The 16,547-nt window shown below is 72.3% G+C and carries 18 protein-coding genes; 9 read left to right on the top strand and 9 right to left on the bottom strand.

From position 1 onward, the window contains the following. Window positions 1-69: 69 nt before the first annotated feature. Complete coding sequence (locus NQO67_RS35055; RefSeq protein ID WP_255954471.1) at window positions 70-864, bottom strand: class I SAM-dependent methyltransferase; 795 nt, start codon at window positions 862-864, stop codon at window positions 70-72. A gap of 226 nt (window positions 865-1,090) precedes the next feature. On the opposite strand from NQO67_RS35055, the gene NQO67_RS35050 reads away from it, so the two are divergent. After that, entirely contained in the window at window positions 1,091-1,546 is a 456-nt protein-coding gene (locus NQO67_RS35050) for a DUF6228 family protein (protein WP_255954470.1), read from the top strand. 8 nt (window positions 1,547-1,554) lie between these two features. Next, the gene (locus tag NQO67_RS35045) at window positions 1,555-2,019 is read left to right on the top strand and encodes a hypothetical protein (protein ID WP_255954469.1); all 465 of its coding nucleotides are present in this window, start codon (window positions 1,555-1,557) and stop codon (window positions 2,017-2,019) included. On the opposite strand, the gene NQO67_RS35040 is transcribed toward NQO67_RS35045, so the two are convergent. Next, a complete protein-coding gene (locus NQO67_RS35040; RefSeq protein WP_255954468.1) occupies window positions 1,993-3,609 on the bottom strand; it encodes an MDR family MFS transporter in 1,617 nt (538 codons plus the stop codon). The genes NQO67_RS35045 and NQO67_RS35040 overlap by 27 nt on opposite strands. Window positions 3,610-3,986: 377 nt before the next feature. On the opposite strand from NQO67_RS35040, the gene NQO67_RS35035 reads away from it, so the two are divergent. Beyond that, complete coding sequence (locus tag NQO67_RS35035) at window positions 3,987-4,607, top strand: TetR/AcrR family transcriptional regulator (protein WP_255954467.1); 621 nt, start codon at window positions 3,987-3,989, stop codon at window positions 4,605-4,607. Window positions 4,608-4,818: 211 nt separating this feature from the next. Next, complete coding sequence (locus NQO67_RS35030; RefSeq protein WP_255954466.1) at window positions 4,819-5,967, top strand: serine hydrolase domain-containing protein; 1,149 nt, start codon at window positions 4,819-4,821, stop codon at window positions 5,965-5,967. Between the two features lie 14 nt (window positions 5,968-5,981). Here NQO67_RS35030 and NQO67_RS35025 read toward each other — a convergent pair whose 3' ends face one another. Next, complete coding sequence (locus NQO67_RS35025) at window positions 5,982-6,566, bottom strand: helix-turn-helix domain-containing protein (RefSeq protein ID WP_255954465.1); 585 nt, start codon at window positions 6,564-6,566, stop codon at window positions 5,982-5,984. A 71-nt stretch (window positions 6,567-6,637) separates the two neighbouring features. On the opposite strand from NQO67_RS35025, the gene NQO67_RS35020 reads away from it, so the two are divergent. Further along, window positions 6,638-7,162, top strand: a complete 525-nt coding sequence (locus NQO67_RS35020; RefSeq protein WP_255954464.1) for a GNAT family N-acetyltransferase — start codon at window positions 6,638-6,640, stop codon at window positions 7,160-7,162. Between the two features lie 9 nt (window positions 7,163-7,171). Here the strand turns inward: NQO67_RS35020 and arsM are convergent, their stop codons facing one another. Then, entirely contained in the window at window positions 7,172-8,011 is an 840-nt protein-coding gene (gene arsM / locus NQO67_RS35015; RefSeq protein ID WP_255954463.1) for an arsenite methyltransferase, read from the bottom strand. Window positions 8,012-8,295: 284 nt separating this feature from the next. Here arsM and NQO67_RS35010 point away from each other — a divergent pair, with 284 nt between their 5' ends. Then, window positions 8,296-8,943 (top strand): class I SAM-dependent methyltransferase, encoded by a 648-nt coding sequence (locus NQO67_RS35010; protein ID WP_255954542.1) that lies wholly within the window; start codon window positions 8,296-8,298, stop codon window positions 8,941-8,943. 46 nt (window positions 8,944-8,989) lie between these two features. Here NQO67_RS35010 and NQO67_RS35005 read toward each other — a convergent pair whose 3' ends face one another. After that, entirely contained in the window at window positions 8,990-9,694 is a 705-nt protein-coding gene (locus NQO67_RS35005) for a nucleotidyltransferase domain-containing protein (protein WP_255954462.1), read from the bottom strand. A 70-nt stretch (window positions 9,695-9,764) separates the two neighbouring features. Further along, a complete protein-coding gene (locus tag NQO67_RS35000; RefSeq protein WP_255954461.1) occupies window positions 9,765-10,742 on the bottom strand; it encodes a quinone oxidoreductase family protein in 978 nt (325 codons plus the stop codon). A gap of 131 nt (window positions 10,743-10,873) precedes the next feature. On the opposite strand from NQO67_RS35000, the gene NQO67_RS34995 reads away from it, so the two are divergent. Together NQO67_RS34995 and NQO67_RS34990 are read left to right on the top strand one after the other, a co-directional pair. Next, the gene (locus tag NQO67_RS34995; protein ID WP_255954460.1) at window positions 10,874-11,641 is read left to right on the top strand and encodes a TetR/AcrR family transcriptional regulator; all 768 of its coding nucleotides are present in this window, start codon (window positions 10,874-10,876) and stop codon (window positions 11,639-11,641) included. A gap of 72 nt (window positions 11,642-11,713) precedes the next feature. After that, window positions 11,714-12,604: a sigma-70 family RNA polymerase sigma factor gene (locus NQO67_RS34990; protein WP_255954459.1), complete on the top strand. Its 891-nt coding sequence runs from the start codon at window positions 11,714-11,716 to the stop codon at window positions 12,602-12,604. 82 nt (window positions 12,605-12,686) lie between these two features. Here NQO67_RS34990 and NQO67_RS34985 read toward each other — a convergent pair whose 3' ends face one another. The 3 genes from NQO67_RS34985 to NQO67_RS34975 all read right to left on the bottom strand — a co-directional run bounded on the left by NQO67_RS34985 (window position 12,687) and on the right by NQO67_RS34975 (window position 16,117). After that, complete coding sequence (locus NQO67_RS34985) at window positions 12,687-14,123, bottom strand: phosphotransferase family protein (protein WP_255954458.1); 1,437 nt, start codon at window positions 14,121-14,123, stop codon at window positions 12,687-12,689. A 177-nt stretch (window positions 14,124-14,300) separates the two neighbouring features. Beyond that, window positions 14,301-15,011 carry an HAD family hydrolase gene (locus NQO67_RS34980; protein ID WP_255954541.1) on the bottom strand — a complete coding sequence of 237 codons (711 nt, stop codon included), beginning with the start codon at window positions 15,009-15,011 and terminating at the stop codon, window positions 14,301-14,303. 254 nt (window positions 15,012-15,265) lie between these two features. Further along, window positions 15,266-16,117 (bottom strand): winged helix-turn-helix domain-containing protein, encoded by an 852-nt coding sequence (locus NQO67_RS34975; protein WP_255954457.1) that lies wholly within the window; start codon window positions 16,115-16,117, stop codon window positions 15,266-15,268. A 153-nt stretch (window positions 16,118-16,270) separates the two neighbouring features. On the opposite strand from NQO67_RS34975, the gene NQO67_RS34970 reads away from it, so the two are divergent. After that, entirely contained in the window at window positions 16,271-16,459 is a 189-nt protein-coding gene (locus tag NQO67_RS34970; RefSeq protein WP_255954456.1) for a hypothetical protein, read from the top strand. Window positions 16,460-16,547: the final 88 nt, after the last annotated feature.

Below are 16,547 nucleotides of genomic sequence, written 5' to 3'. Positions count from 1 at the left end.
GGCTTCAACTATGCGTCGGACCGTGAGCGGCCGGCGGTCGGCTCGCCGGGGGCACCGGGTACGTCCCGCCTACGGTGTCGGCTCCCCGCCGGCGGGTACGACCTGCTTCGCGCGGGCCGTGACCACATGGGTGGGCGCCCAGGGGCCGCCCCACCAGAACCGCCAGCCGAGGTTGCGGCGGCCCGTTCCGGTCAGGCCGTGGAACCGCAGGCGGGCGAGGTAGGCGTCGGTGCGCGCGAGGTCGGCGATGAGGATGCGCCCGCCGGGACGCAGGACGCGTACCGCTTCGTCTATCGCCGCCTGGCGTCCTGCGGCGGTCGGGATGTTGTGGATCGCAATACTGCTGACGACGACGTCGAAGCTCCGGTCGTCGAACGGCAGGCTCGTCATGTCGCCGCTGTGCAGCTCCACCCGCGCGGCGACGCCTTCCCGCTCGGCGTTGCGGAGCGTCGCCTCGGGTGCGTTGCCCGACTGGTCGGCCCGCCACAGGTCGACCCCGACCGCACGGCCTTCGGGGAGCAGCTCCGCCGCGGCCAGCAGCACCGCGCCGCGCCCGCATCCCAGGTCGAGCAGGTCCTCGTCACCGCGCAGCCCGAACTCGCCGAGGAGCCGCGCCCACACCTCGAACTTGCCCACCCGGGTCGTGAAGACGTACGAGACGATCGCCAGCGACAGCCATACCGTGATCAGGCCGGCGATGACGGCCCACACGGGTCTGCCGGCGGCGATCTCGAAACCGGTGAACGCCGCCAGGGCCGCCCAGATCACGCCGAAGATCGTCGCCACCCCGCCGGCGGGCACCAGGCGGAAGTCCCCGTCGAATCCGTAGTCCCCGCGGCGTCTGCGCAGGTCGGCACTGCTCATTGGTACCTCCGTGTCCGAGGAGCTGAAGGGTCGTGAGCCCACTGTCGCCGGCCGTACGCCTCGGAGGCTTGGACGAATGTTCCGGTCCTCTGCGGATGACGCCGAATCCGGATGACGCCGAATCCGGGTGACGCCGAATCCGGGTGACGCCGAATCCGGGTGACGCCGAATCCGGGTGACGCCGAATCCGGGTGACGTCGCGTCGGACCCTGCCTAGCCTTCCCCCATGACTTCGCCAGACGGAGGCCACGACGACCGGCCCGGCGTGACCGTCCGCTGCCAGCGCAACCCGTCCGTGGGCGTGCGGTTCCACGACCGGTTCCGCTTCGACGCGGACTCCGTGCACCACGCCGTCGACGCATGGGCGCCCGGTCTGACGGCCGGCGTCGACGAGGTGGTGGCCTGGGTCCGCCACGGCGATCTCGCCCCGTTCCTGGAGCGACCGGCCGCGGACTTTCGCGGCTGGGACGGCGAACGGAGCCGGCGGACCGACGACGGGGACCTGAGGGTGTCGGCCGTGTTCCACTCGGGCGGCCACGTCGGGCTGCCCTGGGCGCTGCGCCCGTGGCCCGCGGCCGCCGGCGGATGGGCCGCTTCGGTGACCACCTGGCTGGACGCCGGAGAGCAGCTGGCCCGCCTCGCCGGCGATGTCCGGCACTTCCTCGCGGGGGCGCAGCGGTGACGGCGGGCATGCGCATGACCTGGACGCTCAGCGGTTCCGGCTGGGCCGACTGCACCGTGGCGGACCGTCAGGCGGAGGCCGAGGTCACCGCGTCCTACATCACCGCGGCTCCGGAGGAGCTCCTGACCGCGGTGGCCCGGCTCGTCGCGGGCGAGACTCAGACCCGGGCGCAGTTCGAGGCGGAGCCGACCGCCTACCGGTGGATCTTCCACCGCCAGGCCGACACCGTCTCGATCCGCCTGCTGGAACTGCGCCACGGCGGCCTCCACGACGCCCGGGGAGCCGAGATCTGGTCGAGCCGGCTCCCCGTCGACGCCCTGGCCCGCGCGGTGGTCCGCTGCTTCGACGAGGTGGCTCGTACCTACGGCGAGAGCGGCTACCGGGGCAAGTGGGGCGAGCACTTCCCCCGGACCGAACTCGAGTCCCTCAGGCGGCTCTGGCGTGCGCTACCCGGCAGGGGTGACCGAGTCTGACGCCGGGACCTTGTCCACGGGCCCCGCTGCCTTGTCCGTGCCCGGCCCGGCGGTCACGCCGCGCAGCGGGACGTGGCGGATGAACAGGGCGATCGCGATGCCGATGACGGCCGCACCCGCGCCCCAGCCGAAGGCGGCGACGATGCCGTCGCTGACGGCCTGGGCAAAGGCGTGCTGCATGTCCGCAGGCAGGCGGTGCAACGCCTCGGGCGTCATCTGCGCCACCGTGCCGCCGGCCTTCGCCGCACCGGCGGAGGTGCCGGCCGAGGCGAAGGAGTCCGTGAGGGTGTTGGTGAAGATGGCGCCGAGCACGGAGACCCCGAGGGAGCCGCCCATGCTGCGCATGAAGGTGGCGGCGCCGGTGGCGGCGCCCATGTCGCGCAGCGGCGCGCTGTTCTGGGCGATGAGCATGGTGGTCTGCATCAGGCAGCCCATGCCGGCGCCGAGGACCACCATGTAGACCGAGGTGGTGGTGCGCGAGGTGCCGGTGTCCATGGTGGCGAACAGGGCGAGCCCGATCGTCATCAGGATGCTGCCCGCGATCGGCAGGGCGCGGTAGCGGCCGGTGCGGGTGATCAGGGCGCCGGCGCCGAGGGAGACCACCATGGCGGCGATCATCATCGGCATGAGCAGCAGGCCGCTGTTGGTGGCGGAGGAGCCCTGGACGAACTGCTGGAAGTTCGGCAGGAACGTCACTCCGCCGAACATGGCGAAGCCCACGACGAAGCTGAGGGCGCCCGCGAGGCTGAAGTTGCGGTTGGCGAAGACGGACAGCGGCATGATCGGCTCGACGGCGCGGCGTTCGACCAGGACGAACGCGGCGAAGGCCAGCACGGTGACCACGGCGAGGCCGATGATCACTGCGGAGCCCCAGGCGTACTCGGTGCCGCCCCAGCTGGTGATCAGGACCAGGGCGGTGATCCAGACGGTCAGCAGTGCGGACCCGGTCCAGTCGATGCGCACCCGTCCGGAGGTGTTGCGGGGCAGCTTGGCCAGGACGAACCAGCAGACCAGCAGGGCGACGACGCCCAGCGGCAGGTTGACGTAGAAGGCCCAGCGCCAACTCAGGTTGTCGGTGATGAAGCCGCCGGCCAGCGGGCCGCCGATCATGGCGGCCGGCATGACGGCCATCATCACGCCCTGGTACTTGCTGCGGTCCCGCGGCGGCACGAGATCGGCCAGGACCGCCATGACGCCCACCATCAGACCGCCGGCGCCCAGGCCCTGGAGCGCCCGGAACCCGACCAGCTCGCCCATGTTCTGCGACATGCCGCACAGTGCGGAGCCGATCAGGAAGAGCGCGATGGAGGAGAGGAAGGTGATCCGACGGCCGAGCAGGTCACCGAGCTTGCCCCAGATCGGGGTGGCGGCGGTGGTGGCGAGGATGTACCCGGTGGTCACCCAGGCGAGGTGGTCGAGGCCGCCGAGATCGCCCACGATCGTGGGCAGCGCCGGCGCCACGATCATGTTGTCCAGCATGGCCAGCAGCATGGCGATGACCAGGCCGCTCATCGTCACCATGATCTCTCGGTGGGTGAAGCGCGGCGGCGCTATCTCGGCGTCGGCCGGGGCCGGTGCTCTCTGCGTCACGGCTCAGTGCCTTTCAGCGAAATGTAGCGAAGAGGAACGGGAGTGTTCGGGCACGCAAAGCCTCGAACGAACGACTCGTAGGTACGACTCGTACGACGACTCGTACGGATACTGCATTTTCCCGCGGATGAACCCCGGACCCCCAGCCGGACAAGCAGGCCAGCCGGGTGAGCGGCGCGGACCTCGCGTGGGAACCCGAGTAACACGAACGAGGTGGACCGGTCGCGGGTAATCCGCGCGCACATCACCATCTCACTTACCGGCCGGTTGGTAGATTACTTGCCGTCCGGTAAGTTAGCAAGCGAGGGCCGCCCGACGACGGTCGAGCCGGGCACTTCGAGAGCCAGGACGCCCCCACGCGAAAGGAACGAATGGCGATGGCAGGGGCAGGGCAGCGACGGGGCAGCGACACGAAGGCCGAGATCCGCACGGTGGCCATCGAGCTGTTCACCGAGCAGGGTTACGAGGCGACCTCCCTACGGGAGATCGCCCAACGCCTCGACATCACCAAAGCGGCCCTCTACTACCACTTCAGCAGCAAGGAGGACATCGTCCGCTCGCTCTTCACCGAGCACCTGGACGCCCTCGACGCCATGGTCGCCTGGGCCCGTGAGCAGCCCGGCGGCCCTGACCTGCACACCCGCGCCGTGGACCGCATGGTCGACCTGTTCACCGTCGACGGCCTGTCCACCATGCGGTTCGCGCTGGCCAACCAGCGTGTCGTGCGCGACCTGCACCCCGGCAGGGAGAGCGCGTACGAGCGGCTGACCGAACTCTTCGCGATCCTGACCGGCCCCGACGCCTCGGTGGAGGACGAGCTGCGGCTGCGCGCCGCACTGCTCAGCGTCAACCTCGTGCTCCTCGCGGCACGGGGTCTGAAAGCGTCCGACGAAGAGATCGCCACCGTCGCCCGGGACATCGCGCACCAGCTCATCCCGCCGCTCGACACGACGCCCGCCGAGGCCGCTCCGGCCGCCTCCGACCGGCGAGGGCCCTGACGACGCCGACGCCCCTGCCGGCACCCCGCCCGACGCCCCTGCCGGCGCCGCACCCGCCGGCGCACGGCACATGTCAGCCGGCCGCCCCGCCCGCTCCGGACCGGGGAAATCCGCTGGTAAGTGCCGCACGAGCGGCCTACCGTGTCCGGTCGGCGGCCGTCCGGCCGGCCAGCGACCGAGGACCGAACGGGCGACGGGACGGGGCAGGACAGTGAGGCACAGCGGATGGGCCGACGAACGGTTCGGGGCGGTCGCGGACGTCTTCGCACGGAACTTCGAGGACTTCGACGAACTCGGCGCCGCCGTCACCGTCTACGCCGGCGGACGCAAGGTCGTGGACCTGTGGGGCGGGATCGCCGACGAGCGCAGCGAGCGGCCGTGGCGGGAGGACACCGTCGTACCGGTCTTCTCCTGCGCCAAGGGTGTCATCAGCATCTGCGTGCACCTGCTCGCCCAGGAGGGGCGGCTGGATCTCGACGCGCCGGTGGCCCGGTACTGGCCGGAGTTCGCGCGCGACGGCAAGGCGGCGATCACGCCGCGCATGGTGCTCGGGCACCGGGCCGGACTCCCGGTGCTGGACCGCGTCCTGAGCTTTACGGAGATCACCGAGTGGACCCCGGTGGTGCACGCCATCGAGGAACAGCCACCCCTGTGGGAGCCGGGCACGGCGTTCGAGTACCACGGGCACGTCTTCGGCTTCCTGCTCGGCGAGGTGATCCGGCGCATCACCGGGCTCACCCCGGGCAGCTACTTCCGCAAGGCGGTCGCGGACGAGCTGGGGCTGAGCACCTGGATCGGACTGCCCCAGAGCGAGACCGGGCGGCTCGCCCGGCTCGTCGAGACCGCCGGGCGACCGCCGGCGCCGGACCCCGCATCGCTGGTGGCGCGCCTGGTGACGATGAACGGCGCGTTCGTCTTCCCCGGCGTCGACGAGCCGCGCGGCTGGAACGACCCGGCGCTGCTGTGCGCCGAGATCCCGGGCGCCGGGGCGGTCTCCTCGGCACGCGGCCTGGCGACCCTGTACGCGGCGGCGGCCACCGGGGTCGACGGCGCGCCACGCCTGCTCGCACCGGACACCGTCACGGACGCGGTGCGGGAGCTGTCCGGCGGGGCCTCCTGGTCGGGCTTCCCCGACCTGGGCGCCCGGTGGGGGTCGGGCTTCCTGCTGGACGCGCCACGGTTCCGTCCCACGCTCGGCCCGCGGAGCTTCGGCAACGACGGCGCCGGCGGCCAGTTCGCCTTCGGTGACGACGAGTTCGGCGTCGGCTTCGCCTACACCGCCAACCGCATGATCGGCCACGGCGACGCCCGCGCCAACCGGCTCGTCGCCGCGGTACGGGAGTGCCTGGGCGAGCGGTGAGCGCGCCGGGGTGTTCAGGGCTGCGCGGGCGATCGCGCCGCCCGGGGGCGCATGATGAGCGCGGCGACGTAGTAGACGCACGGCACGTCCAGGGGGTTGGCGTAGCCGTGGGACACGTCGGCGGCGAAGTACGCCGAGTCCCCCGCCTCCAGGGTCACCGTCCGGGCCGCCAGCGCCAGCCGTAGCGTTCCGGACTCCACGACGACGAACTCGTGGGAGCCCGGGGCGTACGCGGGGTAGCGGCCGGCGTTGCAACGGGGCGGCAGGGTGGTGCGGATCCATTCGAAGTTCACGCCGGGTATCACCGGCGTGAGGATGGTCCGCCGCCAGCCCCCGGGTTCGTCGACGGTCTCCTGGTCGGCCGCCCTGCGCACCACGATCCGGTCGTCCTCGGGCTGGGCCACGAGGTCGGCGAGCGGTACGCGTAGTCCGTCGGCGATACGGGCCAGGACGACGACCGTCGGCGCCTTCTGGCCGCGTTCGACCGAGGACAGCATGCTCACGCTCACATCGGCCGCGTCGGCGAGCCCCTGAAGGGTCAGGCCCCGGTCGCGCCGCAGCCCCTGGATACGGCCACCCAGCCGCACGAGATCCAGCATTCCGCTATAATAGAATAGATTTCTCTATAGCGGAATAGCCGAACAGCGAGCGAAAGGGGAAGACGCCTGCGATGGCTCGCTCCGAGGCCACCATCCGGCCGGCGGTGCACGCCGACCTCAAGGCCGTGGCCGACATCTACGCGCACTACGTGCGCCACACCGTGACCACCTTCGACGAGACGCCACGCCCGGTCGCCGGCTGGGAGCAGCGGCTCGACGACCTCACCGCCCTCGGCCTGCCCTTCCTGGTCGCCGACGAGTCCGGCACGGTCACCGGATTCGCGTACGCCGCACCCTGGCGACCCAGGCCGGCCTACCTCGGCACGGTGGAGGACACCGTCTACGTCGCCCCGGACGCCACCGGGCGGGGGCTGGGCTCGGCCCTGCTCGGCCAGCTGATCACCGCGACCGCCGAGGCCGGCAAGCGCCGCATGATCGCGGTGATCGCGGACAGCGGCAGCGACGCATCGGCCGCGCTGCACCGGCGGTTCGGCTTCACCGACGTGGGCCTGCTGACCGCCGTCGGCCACAAGCACGGCCGCTGGATCGACACCCTCCTGATGCAACGGGCACTGCCTGCGTCGAAGGCGGCCTGAGCCGGCCGATCACCGGCCCGCGCTGGTCGCCTTGGTCGCCTTGGCCACCTTGGTCGCGCGCACGACGGCCGAGTGCATGCCGTCGGCGACCTCGTGGGTCGGCGTGATCTCGATGTCGGTGAACCCGGCGGCGGCCAGGCCCTGGTGGTACTCGGCGAAGGACAGCGCCCCGGCGATGCAGCCCACGTGGTCGCCGCGCTCGGCACGCTGGCGTGGCGTGAGCTCGTCGTCGGCGACCACGTCGTAGACACCGAGCCGGCCGCCGGGGGCCAGCACGCGGAAGGCCTCGGCGAACACCGCCGGCTTGTCGGTGGAGAGGTTGATCACGCAGTTGGAGATGACGACGTCGACCGCCTCGGCGGGCAGGGGCACCGCCTCGATCGTCCCCTTCAGGAACTCCGCGTTGGCGACGCCCGCCCGCTCGGCGTTGGCCCGCGCGAGCGCCAGCATCTCGTCGGTCATGTCCAGGCCGTACGCCATCCCGGAAGGGCCCACGCGGCGAGCCGAGAGCAGTACGTCGATGCCGCCGCCCGAACCCAGGTCCAGGACCCGCTCGCCGGCACTCAGCCCGGCGACGGCGACCGGGTTGCCGCAGCCGAGCGAGGCGGCGACGGCCTCGGCGGGCAGCGCGTCACGCTCGTCGGCCGCGTACAGGGCCGCCCCGTAGTCCGCGTCCACCTCGACGGACCCCGGATCGCACTGCGGACCACAGCATCCGGCGTCTCCGCCGGTCACCCGGACGGCAGCCGCCGCGTAACGCCTGCGGACGGCCTCCCTCAGGTCGTCGGGCCGGTCCGCGAGCGGTACCTCGGGCCGGTCATCCGGCTGCTGATGCCTGCTGTCGTTCATCGGCCACTCCTTTGCACCCTGACCGTCCCCGGCCGCCCCGGCTGTGCAGCATGCCAGCGCCCACCGCCTTTATCGACGGTTGTCTATATCGCGCCACACGGGCAAGGCTGGCACCTGTATCGATGAACGTCAAGATAGACGATTATCGAATCAGAGGCCGATCAGAAATTCAGCGGAGGGCGGCTACGAGGTGATCGGCGGCGGCCCGTGTCAGTCCCCCTGGATACCGTGCCGCCCATGACCGACCTGCTGCACACGACCGACGACTCCGAAGCCGTGCCTACCTGCGGACGACGCGCACGTCCTACGACACCGTCGCCACCGACTACGCCCGGCTGCTGCGCGACGAGCTCGACGCCAAGCCGCTGGACCGGGCCATGCTGGGGGCGTTCGCCGAGCTGGTGCGGGCCGGGGGCGGCGGCCCGGTCGGCGACCTGGGGTGCGGGCCGGGGCGGGTGACGGCGTATCTGCACGGCCTCGGGGTGGACGCGTTCGGCGTCGACCTGTCGGACGGGATGGTCGCCGAGGCCCGCCGGACGTATCCGGAACTACGCTTCGAACAGGGCTCGATGACCGCGCTCGACATGGCGGACGGAACGCTTGCCGGGGTCGTCGCCTGGTACTCGACCGTCCACACCCCGCCGGCGCTCCTGCCGAAGGTCTTCCAGGAGTTCCACCGGGTGCTGGCACCCGGCGGCCAGCTGCTGATCGCCTTCAAGGCGGGTGACCTGCTCCGGCACCTGGACCACGCCTACGGTCACGATCTGTCGCTGGACGTCCACTGGCTCTCCCCCGACCGGGTGGCCGAACTGCTGGGCGACGCGGGCCTGGCCGTCGACGCGCGGCTGGTGCGCGAGCCCCACGAGGGAGAGCGGACGAGCCAGGGGCCCCAGGCGTACCTGCTGGCCCACCGACCCGCAACTGACGGCTGACGGCTGACGGCTGACGGCTGACAGGCGACGAGGCGGGGTGGCCCCGCTAATCCACCTGCCCGCGTGGTGCGAGTTCCACGGCGGCCAGCGCCACCACCTGGTCGGCGAGTGCCGCCAGCGACGGGTCCCGCTCGGCCGCCGCGCGGGCCAGGCGGGAGATGTCCGCGTGCCAGTCGCCGGTGGCGCGGTCGGGTTCGCCGATCCGGGCGAAGCCGCGGTCGAGCAGGCCCCGGGCGTCGTCGAGGCGGCGCCGGGCCACCGCCTTGACGGCGCCGGTCGCGTTGGCCAGCGCGCTGGCCGGGCGCGACCACTCGTCCTCGCCGGCCCGCGCGTCCGGGTTGCCGTCGTCGTACGTCGCATCGTGCGCGACCGAAGCGGCCCGTACGGACAGGTCGAGGCGCCAGAACAACGGCACCCCCGCGAACCGTACGAACAGCAGGCGACGGCGGTCCGAGTGACGGTGGTCCGGATCGATCCGCAGATCGTCCACCGGTCGGAGGCGGCCGAGCACCGCGCGGACCCGATCCGGCGTGACGGCCGCCCCGAACCCCGCGTCGGGCACCACCCACAAGACGTCGATGTCGCTGTACGCGTCGGCCACGCCCCGGGCCAGCGACCCGAGCAACGCGGCGTGCGACCCCGCGACGCTCGCCTCCAACGCGGCACACACCGCCACCGCCAGCGCGCCCCGCTCAGCCGCGGCCGCGCCCGGCCCCGATCCCGCACCGGTCCCGCCCTCGTCACGTGCCACGCCGACCTCCCCGCTCCGCCATCGCCACGGATCGATTCTGCCTCGGCCGCCACGCCGGCGGGCGGGATGCTCAGGGCACCAGCAGGATGCGCCCCGCCTGCGTACGGTCCTCGAACATGCGGTGCGCCGTGGCGGCCTCGGCGAGCGGGACGCGGGCGTGCACGGCGGTGCGCAGCCGGCCGGAGACGGCATACTCGGTGACGTCCTGCACGTCCTGGCGGGCCAGGTCGGGGCGGGCGGTGCGGAAGGCCAGCAGTCCGAAGCCGGCCACGGACCGCAGGCCGAGAACGCCCCAGATGGGGACGTCGAACATCTCCCCCTTCGCGGAGCCGAACACGACCGCCCGACCGAACGGGGCAAGCAGGTCCAGGCTCTGCCGGGTCGTGTCGCCGCCGACCCCGTCCAGCACGATGTCCACGCCGTCCGGGGCGGCCTTGCGCACCTGCGCGGGCCAGTCGGGATCGGTGTAGTCGACGGCGACGTCCGCGCCGTGCGCGCGAGCGAAGTCGAGCTTGGCAGGCGAGCCGGCGGTGGCGATGACCTTCCCGGCACCGCGGAGCTTCGCCAGCTGCACCGCGAGGTGCCCGATCGCCCCCGCCGCGGCGTGCACCAGCACCGTCGCGCCGGGTTCCGGCCGCCCCATCCGCAGCGCCCCCAGCGCCACGGGTCCGATCAACGGCAGGCTGGTGGCCGCGGCGGCGTCCAGCCCGTCCGGCACCGGGGACAGCCAGTCGGCGTCGGCGACCGCGTAGTCCGCGAAGGCGTCCACGGCGACCAGCGCGGCGACCCGCCGACCGGCCAGTGCGGGGTCGGCACCCTCGCCGACCGACTCGACGGTGCCCAGCACATCGCCGGTGAGGGTGCCGGGGAGCGGACGGTGGTAGGGCGAGCCTTCGGGGCGACCGCTCCGGATCAGGGTGTCCACGAAGTTGGCCCCGATCACCTCGGTACGCAGCAGCACCTGCCCAGGGCCTGGGGACGGAACCTCCGCCTCCTCGACCGTCAGGACCTCCGGGCCGCCATAGGCGTGATACCGCACTCGTCGCATGATGGTGTCCTCCACGGACGCTCGGGCATTAAGTGGACCGCTGGTCCAGTTACTGTCCCGGGAGCGTACTGGACCGTCGGTCCAGTTGTCCATGCAGCGACCCTGCTCTGCCGAGAGAACGGACGTACGTCATGACCCAGGGCCGTCGTGAACGCGCCGACGCGGCACGCAACCGGCGCGCCATCCTGCTCGCGACCGAGGATCTGCTGACCCGGCACCGGCCGGAGGAGATCTCGATGGAACGGGTCGCCGCTGCGGCCGGCGTCGGCAAGGGCACGCTGTTCCACCGGTTCGGCAGCCGCATGGGCCTGATGCGCGCCCTGATGGAGGAGCGCGCGGTCGCGTTGCACACCTCGGTCGAGTCGGGACCGCCGCCGCTCGGCCCGGGCGCCCCGCCGCGCGAGCGCCTGTACGCCTTCCTGGACGGCATCGTCGACGTGGTGAGCCGCAACAAGGGCCTGGTCGCCGCGCTCGGCCATGCCGCGTCGACGGCCCACCGGCCACCGGCCAGAAAGACCGGGAGGCAGGACAGAACCGGCACGGCGGCCGAGGAAGCGGATCAGGGGCAGGAACCCGAGCAGGTGTGCGCGGTTCCGCGGGGCCGGGCAGCGCAGGAGCCGGACGACACCTCGGACGCCCCGGACCGGCATGGCCACCCCCATGACCACCCGGTCTACGACTTCTGGCACGCCCACATCAGCGCGCTCATCACGGCGGAACGCCCCGACGCGGACGCCGAACTCCTCGCCCACCTGCTGCTCAGCCCCCTGTACAGCACGCACATCCACGCCGCGCTCGAGCGTGGCGAGGGCGCGCGGGTCGCGAGGGCGCTCAGGACGACCGCGGGCGCGATGCTGGACGCGCCGGAGACTCCTGAGGAGACGCCGCCTTCCGGATGACCCGCCGCCACCCGCAGGTGCGTGCCCCACCTCGGCACACCGGCACCGAACCCCGCACGGAACAATGCCGCCATGGGCGACAACGGGGACGGTGCCGGGCGCGAGGCCCTGGCTGCGCGATTCGAGGCGAACCGGGTGCACCTGCGGGCGGTGGCCTACCGCATGCTCGGATCGTTGAGCGAGGCCGACGACGCCGTCCAGGAGGCGTGGATCCGGCTCGGCCGCAGCGGCGCCGACGACATCCGGAACCTGACCGGCTGGCTCACCACCGTGGTCGGCCGGATCTGCCTGGACATGCTGCGGGCGCGCCAGTCGCGCCGGGAGGAGCCGCTGGATGTTCGGCTGCCCGACCCGGTCGTCACGGTGCCGGACGACGAGGGCGACCCGGAGTTCCAGGCACTGACCGCCGACTCGGTCGGACTCGCCCTGCTCGTCGTGCTGGACACGCTCGGCCCGGCGGAACGCCTCGCCTACGTGCTGCACGACCTCTTCGCCGTCCCGTTCGACGCCATCGCGCCCATCGCAGGCCGCACCCCGACCGCCACCCGGCAGCTCGCCAGCCGCGCCCGGCGCCGTATCGAACAGGCCGCACCCGTGCCCGACACCGACCCGGCACGCCGCCACGACGCCGTCGACGCCTTCCTCACCGCCGCACGGGACGGCGACTTCGACGCGCTGCTCGCCCTGCTCGACCCCGAGGTCACGCTGCGCGTGGACACCGGCGCGGCCGGTTCGCAACTGGTGCGGGGCGCGGCGGACGTGGCCGGCAATGCCTTCAGCTACCGCCGACTGGCGGTCCACGCCCGGTCCGTCCTGGTCAACGGCGCTCCGGGGCTGCTCGCGGTGGTCGACGACGCCCCGATATCGGTGATGAGCCTGACGGTCGGCAGCGCAGGAAAGATCACCGGAATCCATCTCATCGCCGATCCGGAACGGCTGGCCCGGCTGGGGATCAGGGGATGATCCGGAGCCCTCGGGCACGACGCGCGGCCATCAGGAACGCCTCCCGACCTCACAACGGCCTTACGGCTTACGGCTCACGACCTCACGAACGGCTCGCCGCCGTCAGGAACTCCGTGGCCGGTTCCCGCTGCCGGAGCCCCAGGAACGCGGTGGCCGCGTGCAGCGTCATCGCGTACGCGTCGACCGCGCGCCGCACGTTCGGCGCGTCCAGGCCCGCGTGCGTGACCAGCCGGTGGAGGTCGACGTAGGCGGAGCGCACGACCTCGATGGCGCGGTAGAGACGCAGGTCCGCCTCCCAACCGCGGGTGAAGCGCTCCGGCAGCCGGCGGTGCCAGGCGGTGAGCATGCGGGTGCGGATGTCGGGAAGCGTGGGGGTCAGGTGCAGATGGCGGGCGAGGTCGTAGAGCGGGTCGCCGACCATCGCCATCTCCCAGTCGATCAGCACGAGTCCGGCGTCGGGGCCCGCGCCGCGGACCAGGTTCCAGGGGTTGAGGTCGCCGTGCAGCAGGGCCACGTCACGCTGCCGCACCCGGTGACGCCCGAGGATCTCGCGCAGCCGTGGCCCGTCCGGCAGCCCGAACTCCCGGGCGAGACGCCATGACGTGGCGGGCAGCCGGCCCACCAGGGCCGCCAGTTCCTCGCACAGCCAGGCATAGAAGTCGACGCGCTCAGCGGCCGGGTCGAGCAGGCGGTGGTCGACCCGGGTCAGCGCCTCGAGCTGGGCGACGACGTCGTCCGCCTCCCTGGGCAGCAGCCCCTGCACCGGGTGCCGCGGTCCGGTACCGGCCGTCGACGGGCCCTCGCAGGACAGACCCGACAGACCCTCGTAGGAGTGGATCGCGAAGGCGTCCTCGTCCTCCCCCGAGGTCCCGAGGACCCTGGAAGCGGCGACTCCACCGGCGTGATCCGTGCCCAGCGCCAGCACCCGGGGGGCGCGCACCGGTACTCCGGAGCGCTCGATGGCGGCGAGTACGGCGTGCTCGCTGAGGAAACAGCGCTCCAGGCGCGCCCTGTCCGGCACCAGGCGCCGCACCACGACCCGCACGCCACGGCTCGGCACGTACACGATCGAGTTCCGGTGCGTGGTGCCCCGGATGACGCATCCCGGGGGCGCCACGCGCTCCGCGGCCAGCGCCTCCCGCACGGCGCTGCGGGGGAAGTCGGGGCGTTCGGGGACGCGTTCGTCCGGGGTCCAGTAAGGCGCCCGTACGGGTACGGGTACGGGGGCGGGCCTGAGGACGCAGGCGGGCAGGTCCGCGCGAACGGGCACGCGGGAGGGCGCGGACGCGGGCGTGAGGAGCGCCGTGGGGGCGGGAGCGGCAGCGGCCGTGGTCCAGGAGCCGGGGTCCGACGCCGGGATGCCGGGGTCCGGCTCCAGGGCGCCGGGGTCCGGCAGCGGGGCGTCGGGCGACCACGTCCAGGCGTCGTCCGACGGTTTCCGGGACTCCTCGGTCGACGTGTCGTCCGGCGACGTACCCGACGCGTCGGCGGCCGGGCCGGCCCACGGGGCAGCGGTCACCCGAGCGGGAGATCCACGCAACAGCCACTCCTGAGAACTCGGGCACTCGCGTCGAAGTGCAGCACACCTTAGTCACCACGTACGTCCCTCACCCCTCAGGGGCCTCGTACGCCACACCCCACTGGCCCGTACGGGCACACGGCGGCGACCCCGTCCCTTCCTCCGACCCGATCGGGTCTAGGAATCCGCACTCGACAGCCGGCCACGGGTGCGGATCACCACCTCGAGGACCTGGTCCAACGAGGTGACGATGTGGTCCACCCCCGCGTCGCGCAGCAGCTTCGCCTTGTGCTCGTTCGACGCGTAGCCGAGGAAGGCCACGCCTGCCCGGCGGGCGGCGGCGAAGTCCGAGCTGTTGTCGCCGATCATGAGCCCGGCGGCGGGGGCGGTGCCCGTCGCGTTCAGTGCGCGGCGCAGGCAGTGCGGGTCGGGTTTGAGCAGCGCCAGGTCGTCGGTGCGACCGTAGATGTGCGGTTCGAAGCAGCCCGCGAGACCGCGGCCGACGAGGTAGGCGCGTGCCACCTGCGGGGAGTTGTTGGTGGTGATGGCGAGCCGGACGCCCACGGCGTGCCAGGTGCGGATCAGCGGGTCGGCGAACGCGGTGGGCCAGGCGGAGGCCGCGGCACGCAGCTCCTCCTTCGTCAGGCGCTCCTCCAGCTCGGTGACGAGATCGCTGCCGGGTCGTCTGCGGTCCACGGCCTGCAACACCTTGTGCGGGTCGAGGCTCTCGCGCTCCCGCGGTGAGAGCAGGTCCCGCAGACCGCACTCGGCCACCCACTCCACCAGCTCGGTGGCGACCCGCTCGGCCTTGTGGTGGGCGAAGAGCCGGCAGATCGGCCCGTCGAAGTCGAACAGGACGAGTCGGGCGGCGGCGACCAGGTCGTCCAGCCCGTGCGTCCGCTCGACGGCAGGCTCGCCCTTGTCCGGCTGGTCCGGACCGCCCGGCGGCGACTCGCCCACCGGACCGCCGGGACCGGGCGCCGGGCCGTCCCGTCCTGCCACCGGGCCGTCCCGTCCCGATCTGGACGGTCCCTTCACCAACCGGTCGCGATCACGGTCACGTTCCATCGGGGATTCGGTCTCACCTGCTACCAATCCGGTCTGTTCTGACGCCGGTTCAGTCCGTTTCGTATCAGAGCTCACTAGGAGAGTGTCAGGTCCCTGGCGATGGTTTCCCAGAGCGCGTCGAACCAGTTCTGCGACTCGGCCACGAACGCCGCCTCACGCTGGCCGGCCCCCTTCTCGAAGGAGAACAACAGCGAGCGGCCACCCAAGGCGTCGTACATGTCCAACCGGTCCGCCTCGTACTCCTCGGCGCGCCGGGTGACCGTGTAGTACGCGAACAACGCCTCCTCGCCGTTGAGCAGGTAGAGCTTGATGGGCGGGGTGAAGGGCAGGGCGCGGAAGGTGACGCGTACGTCGATGTCGTGCGAGGTGCGCAGGGCCAGCAGGTTGTGACGGAGCACCTGGCCCTGGGCGTTGCGCTGGTTGAGCCAGCGGTGGTGCACCCGTGCGTCCCCCTCGCGCCCCTCGGCGGAGGCCGGGAAGGCCAGCGAGATGTCGCGGCTGGGCAGCAGGATGCGCACGTCCACGGAGGACGGGCGCAGCCGCCCCTGGTGGATCAGCCGGACCGGCTCGCTCATCGCCAGCATCAAGGTCTCCGCGGTGAGGCAGACCGCGTCTATCCGCACCTCGGATGCCGCGAACGCCGCGTCCAGGCGGGGCGCCAGGGCCACCATCGACGGCTGCGGCGCCTCGCGCGCGGGCGCGGGCGTCGCGACGCGCGGGGGGCTGCCCTTGCTGACGTTCGCCAGCAGTCCCTCGGTCTGGAGGGTCCGCAGGGCCTGGCGCACCGTGCCGCGCTCCACGTCGAACTCGGCGGCCAGCTCCGCCTGCGTCGGCAGTCGGGCACCTGCCTTGAGGGTTCCGGTGTGGATGCGCTCGCGCAGTACGTCGGCGATCTCTTCGGCGGAGCGTCTGTGACGGTCGTCCACGGCACCTGCCTCCTGGATCACTACCACCAACAACCAAACCGTACAACCAGCGACCACCTAAGCACAGTCACTTGAAAGTTGTTTACTACTTACGACCAAGTGGGAACAACTTAAGCATAGTTGGTTGCCAACTTGGCGAACGGGGGGATCCAGATGACCGTCCTCACCCTCGCGAGCGAGGTGCTCGCCGTCACCGTCAAGCAGTTCCTGCGGTGGCCGTACGGTCCGGCCGGTCTCGCCGGGCTCCTGTTGCTGGCCATCGGCCTCAAGACCGGCAAGACCGCGTTCAGTTCGGCGGGCGCCGTCATCCTCGCCCTGGTGATCGCCGCCCCGAGCCGCTGACCCGCAGGCGCTGCCGCACAAACGCTGATCGCAAGCAGACCCGCGCGCGGCCCACAACCACCCGCGCACGAGCCACCGCACCGCGCGA

The sequence above is a fragment of the Streptomyces odontomachi genome, assembly GCF_024435355.1.
Classification (GTDB): Bacteria; Actinomycetota; Actinomycetes; order Streptomycetales; family Streptomycetaceae; genus Streptomyces; species Streptomyces odontomachi.
The sequence above is the reverse complement of the archived record's forward strand: the minus strand, read 5'-3'. Positions and strand labels throughout refer to the sequence as shown.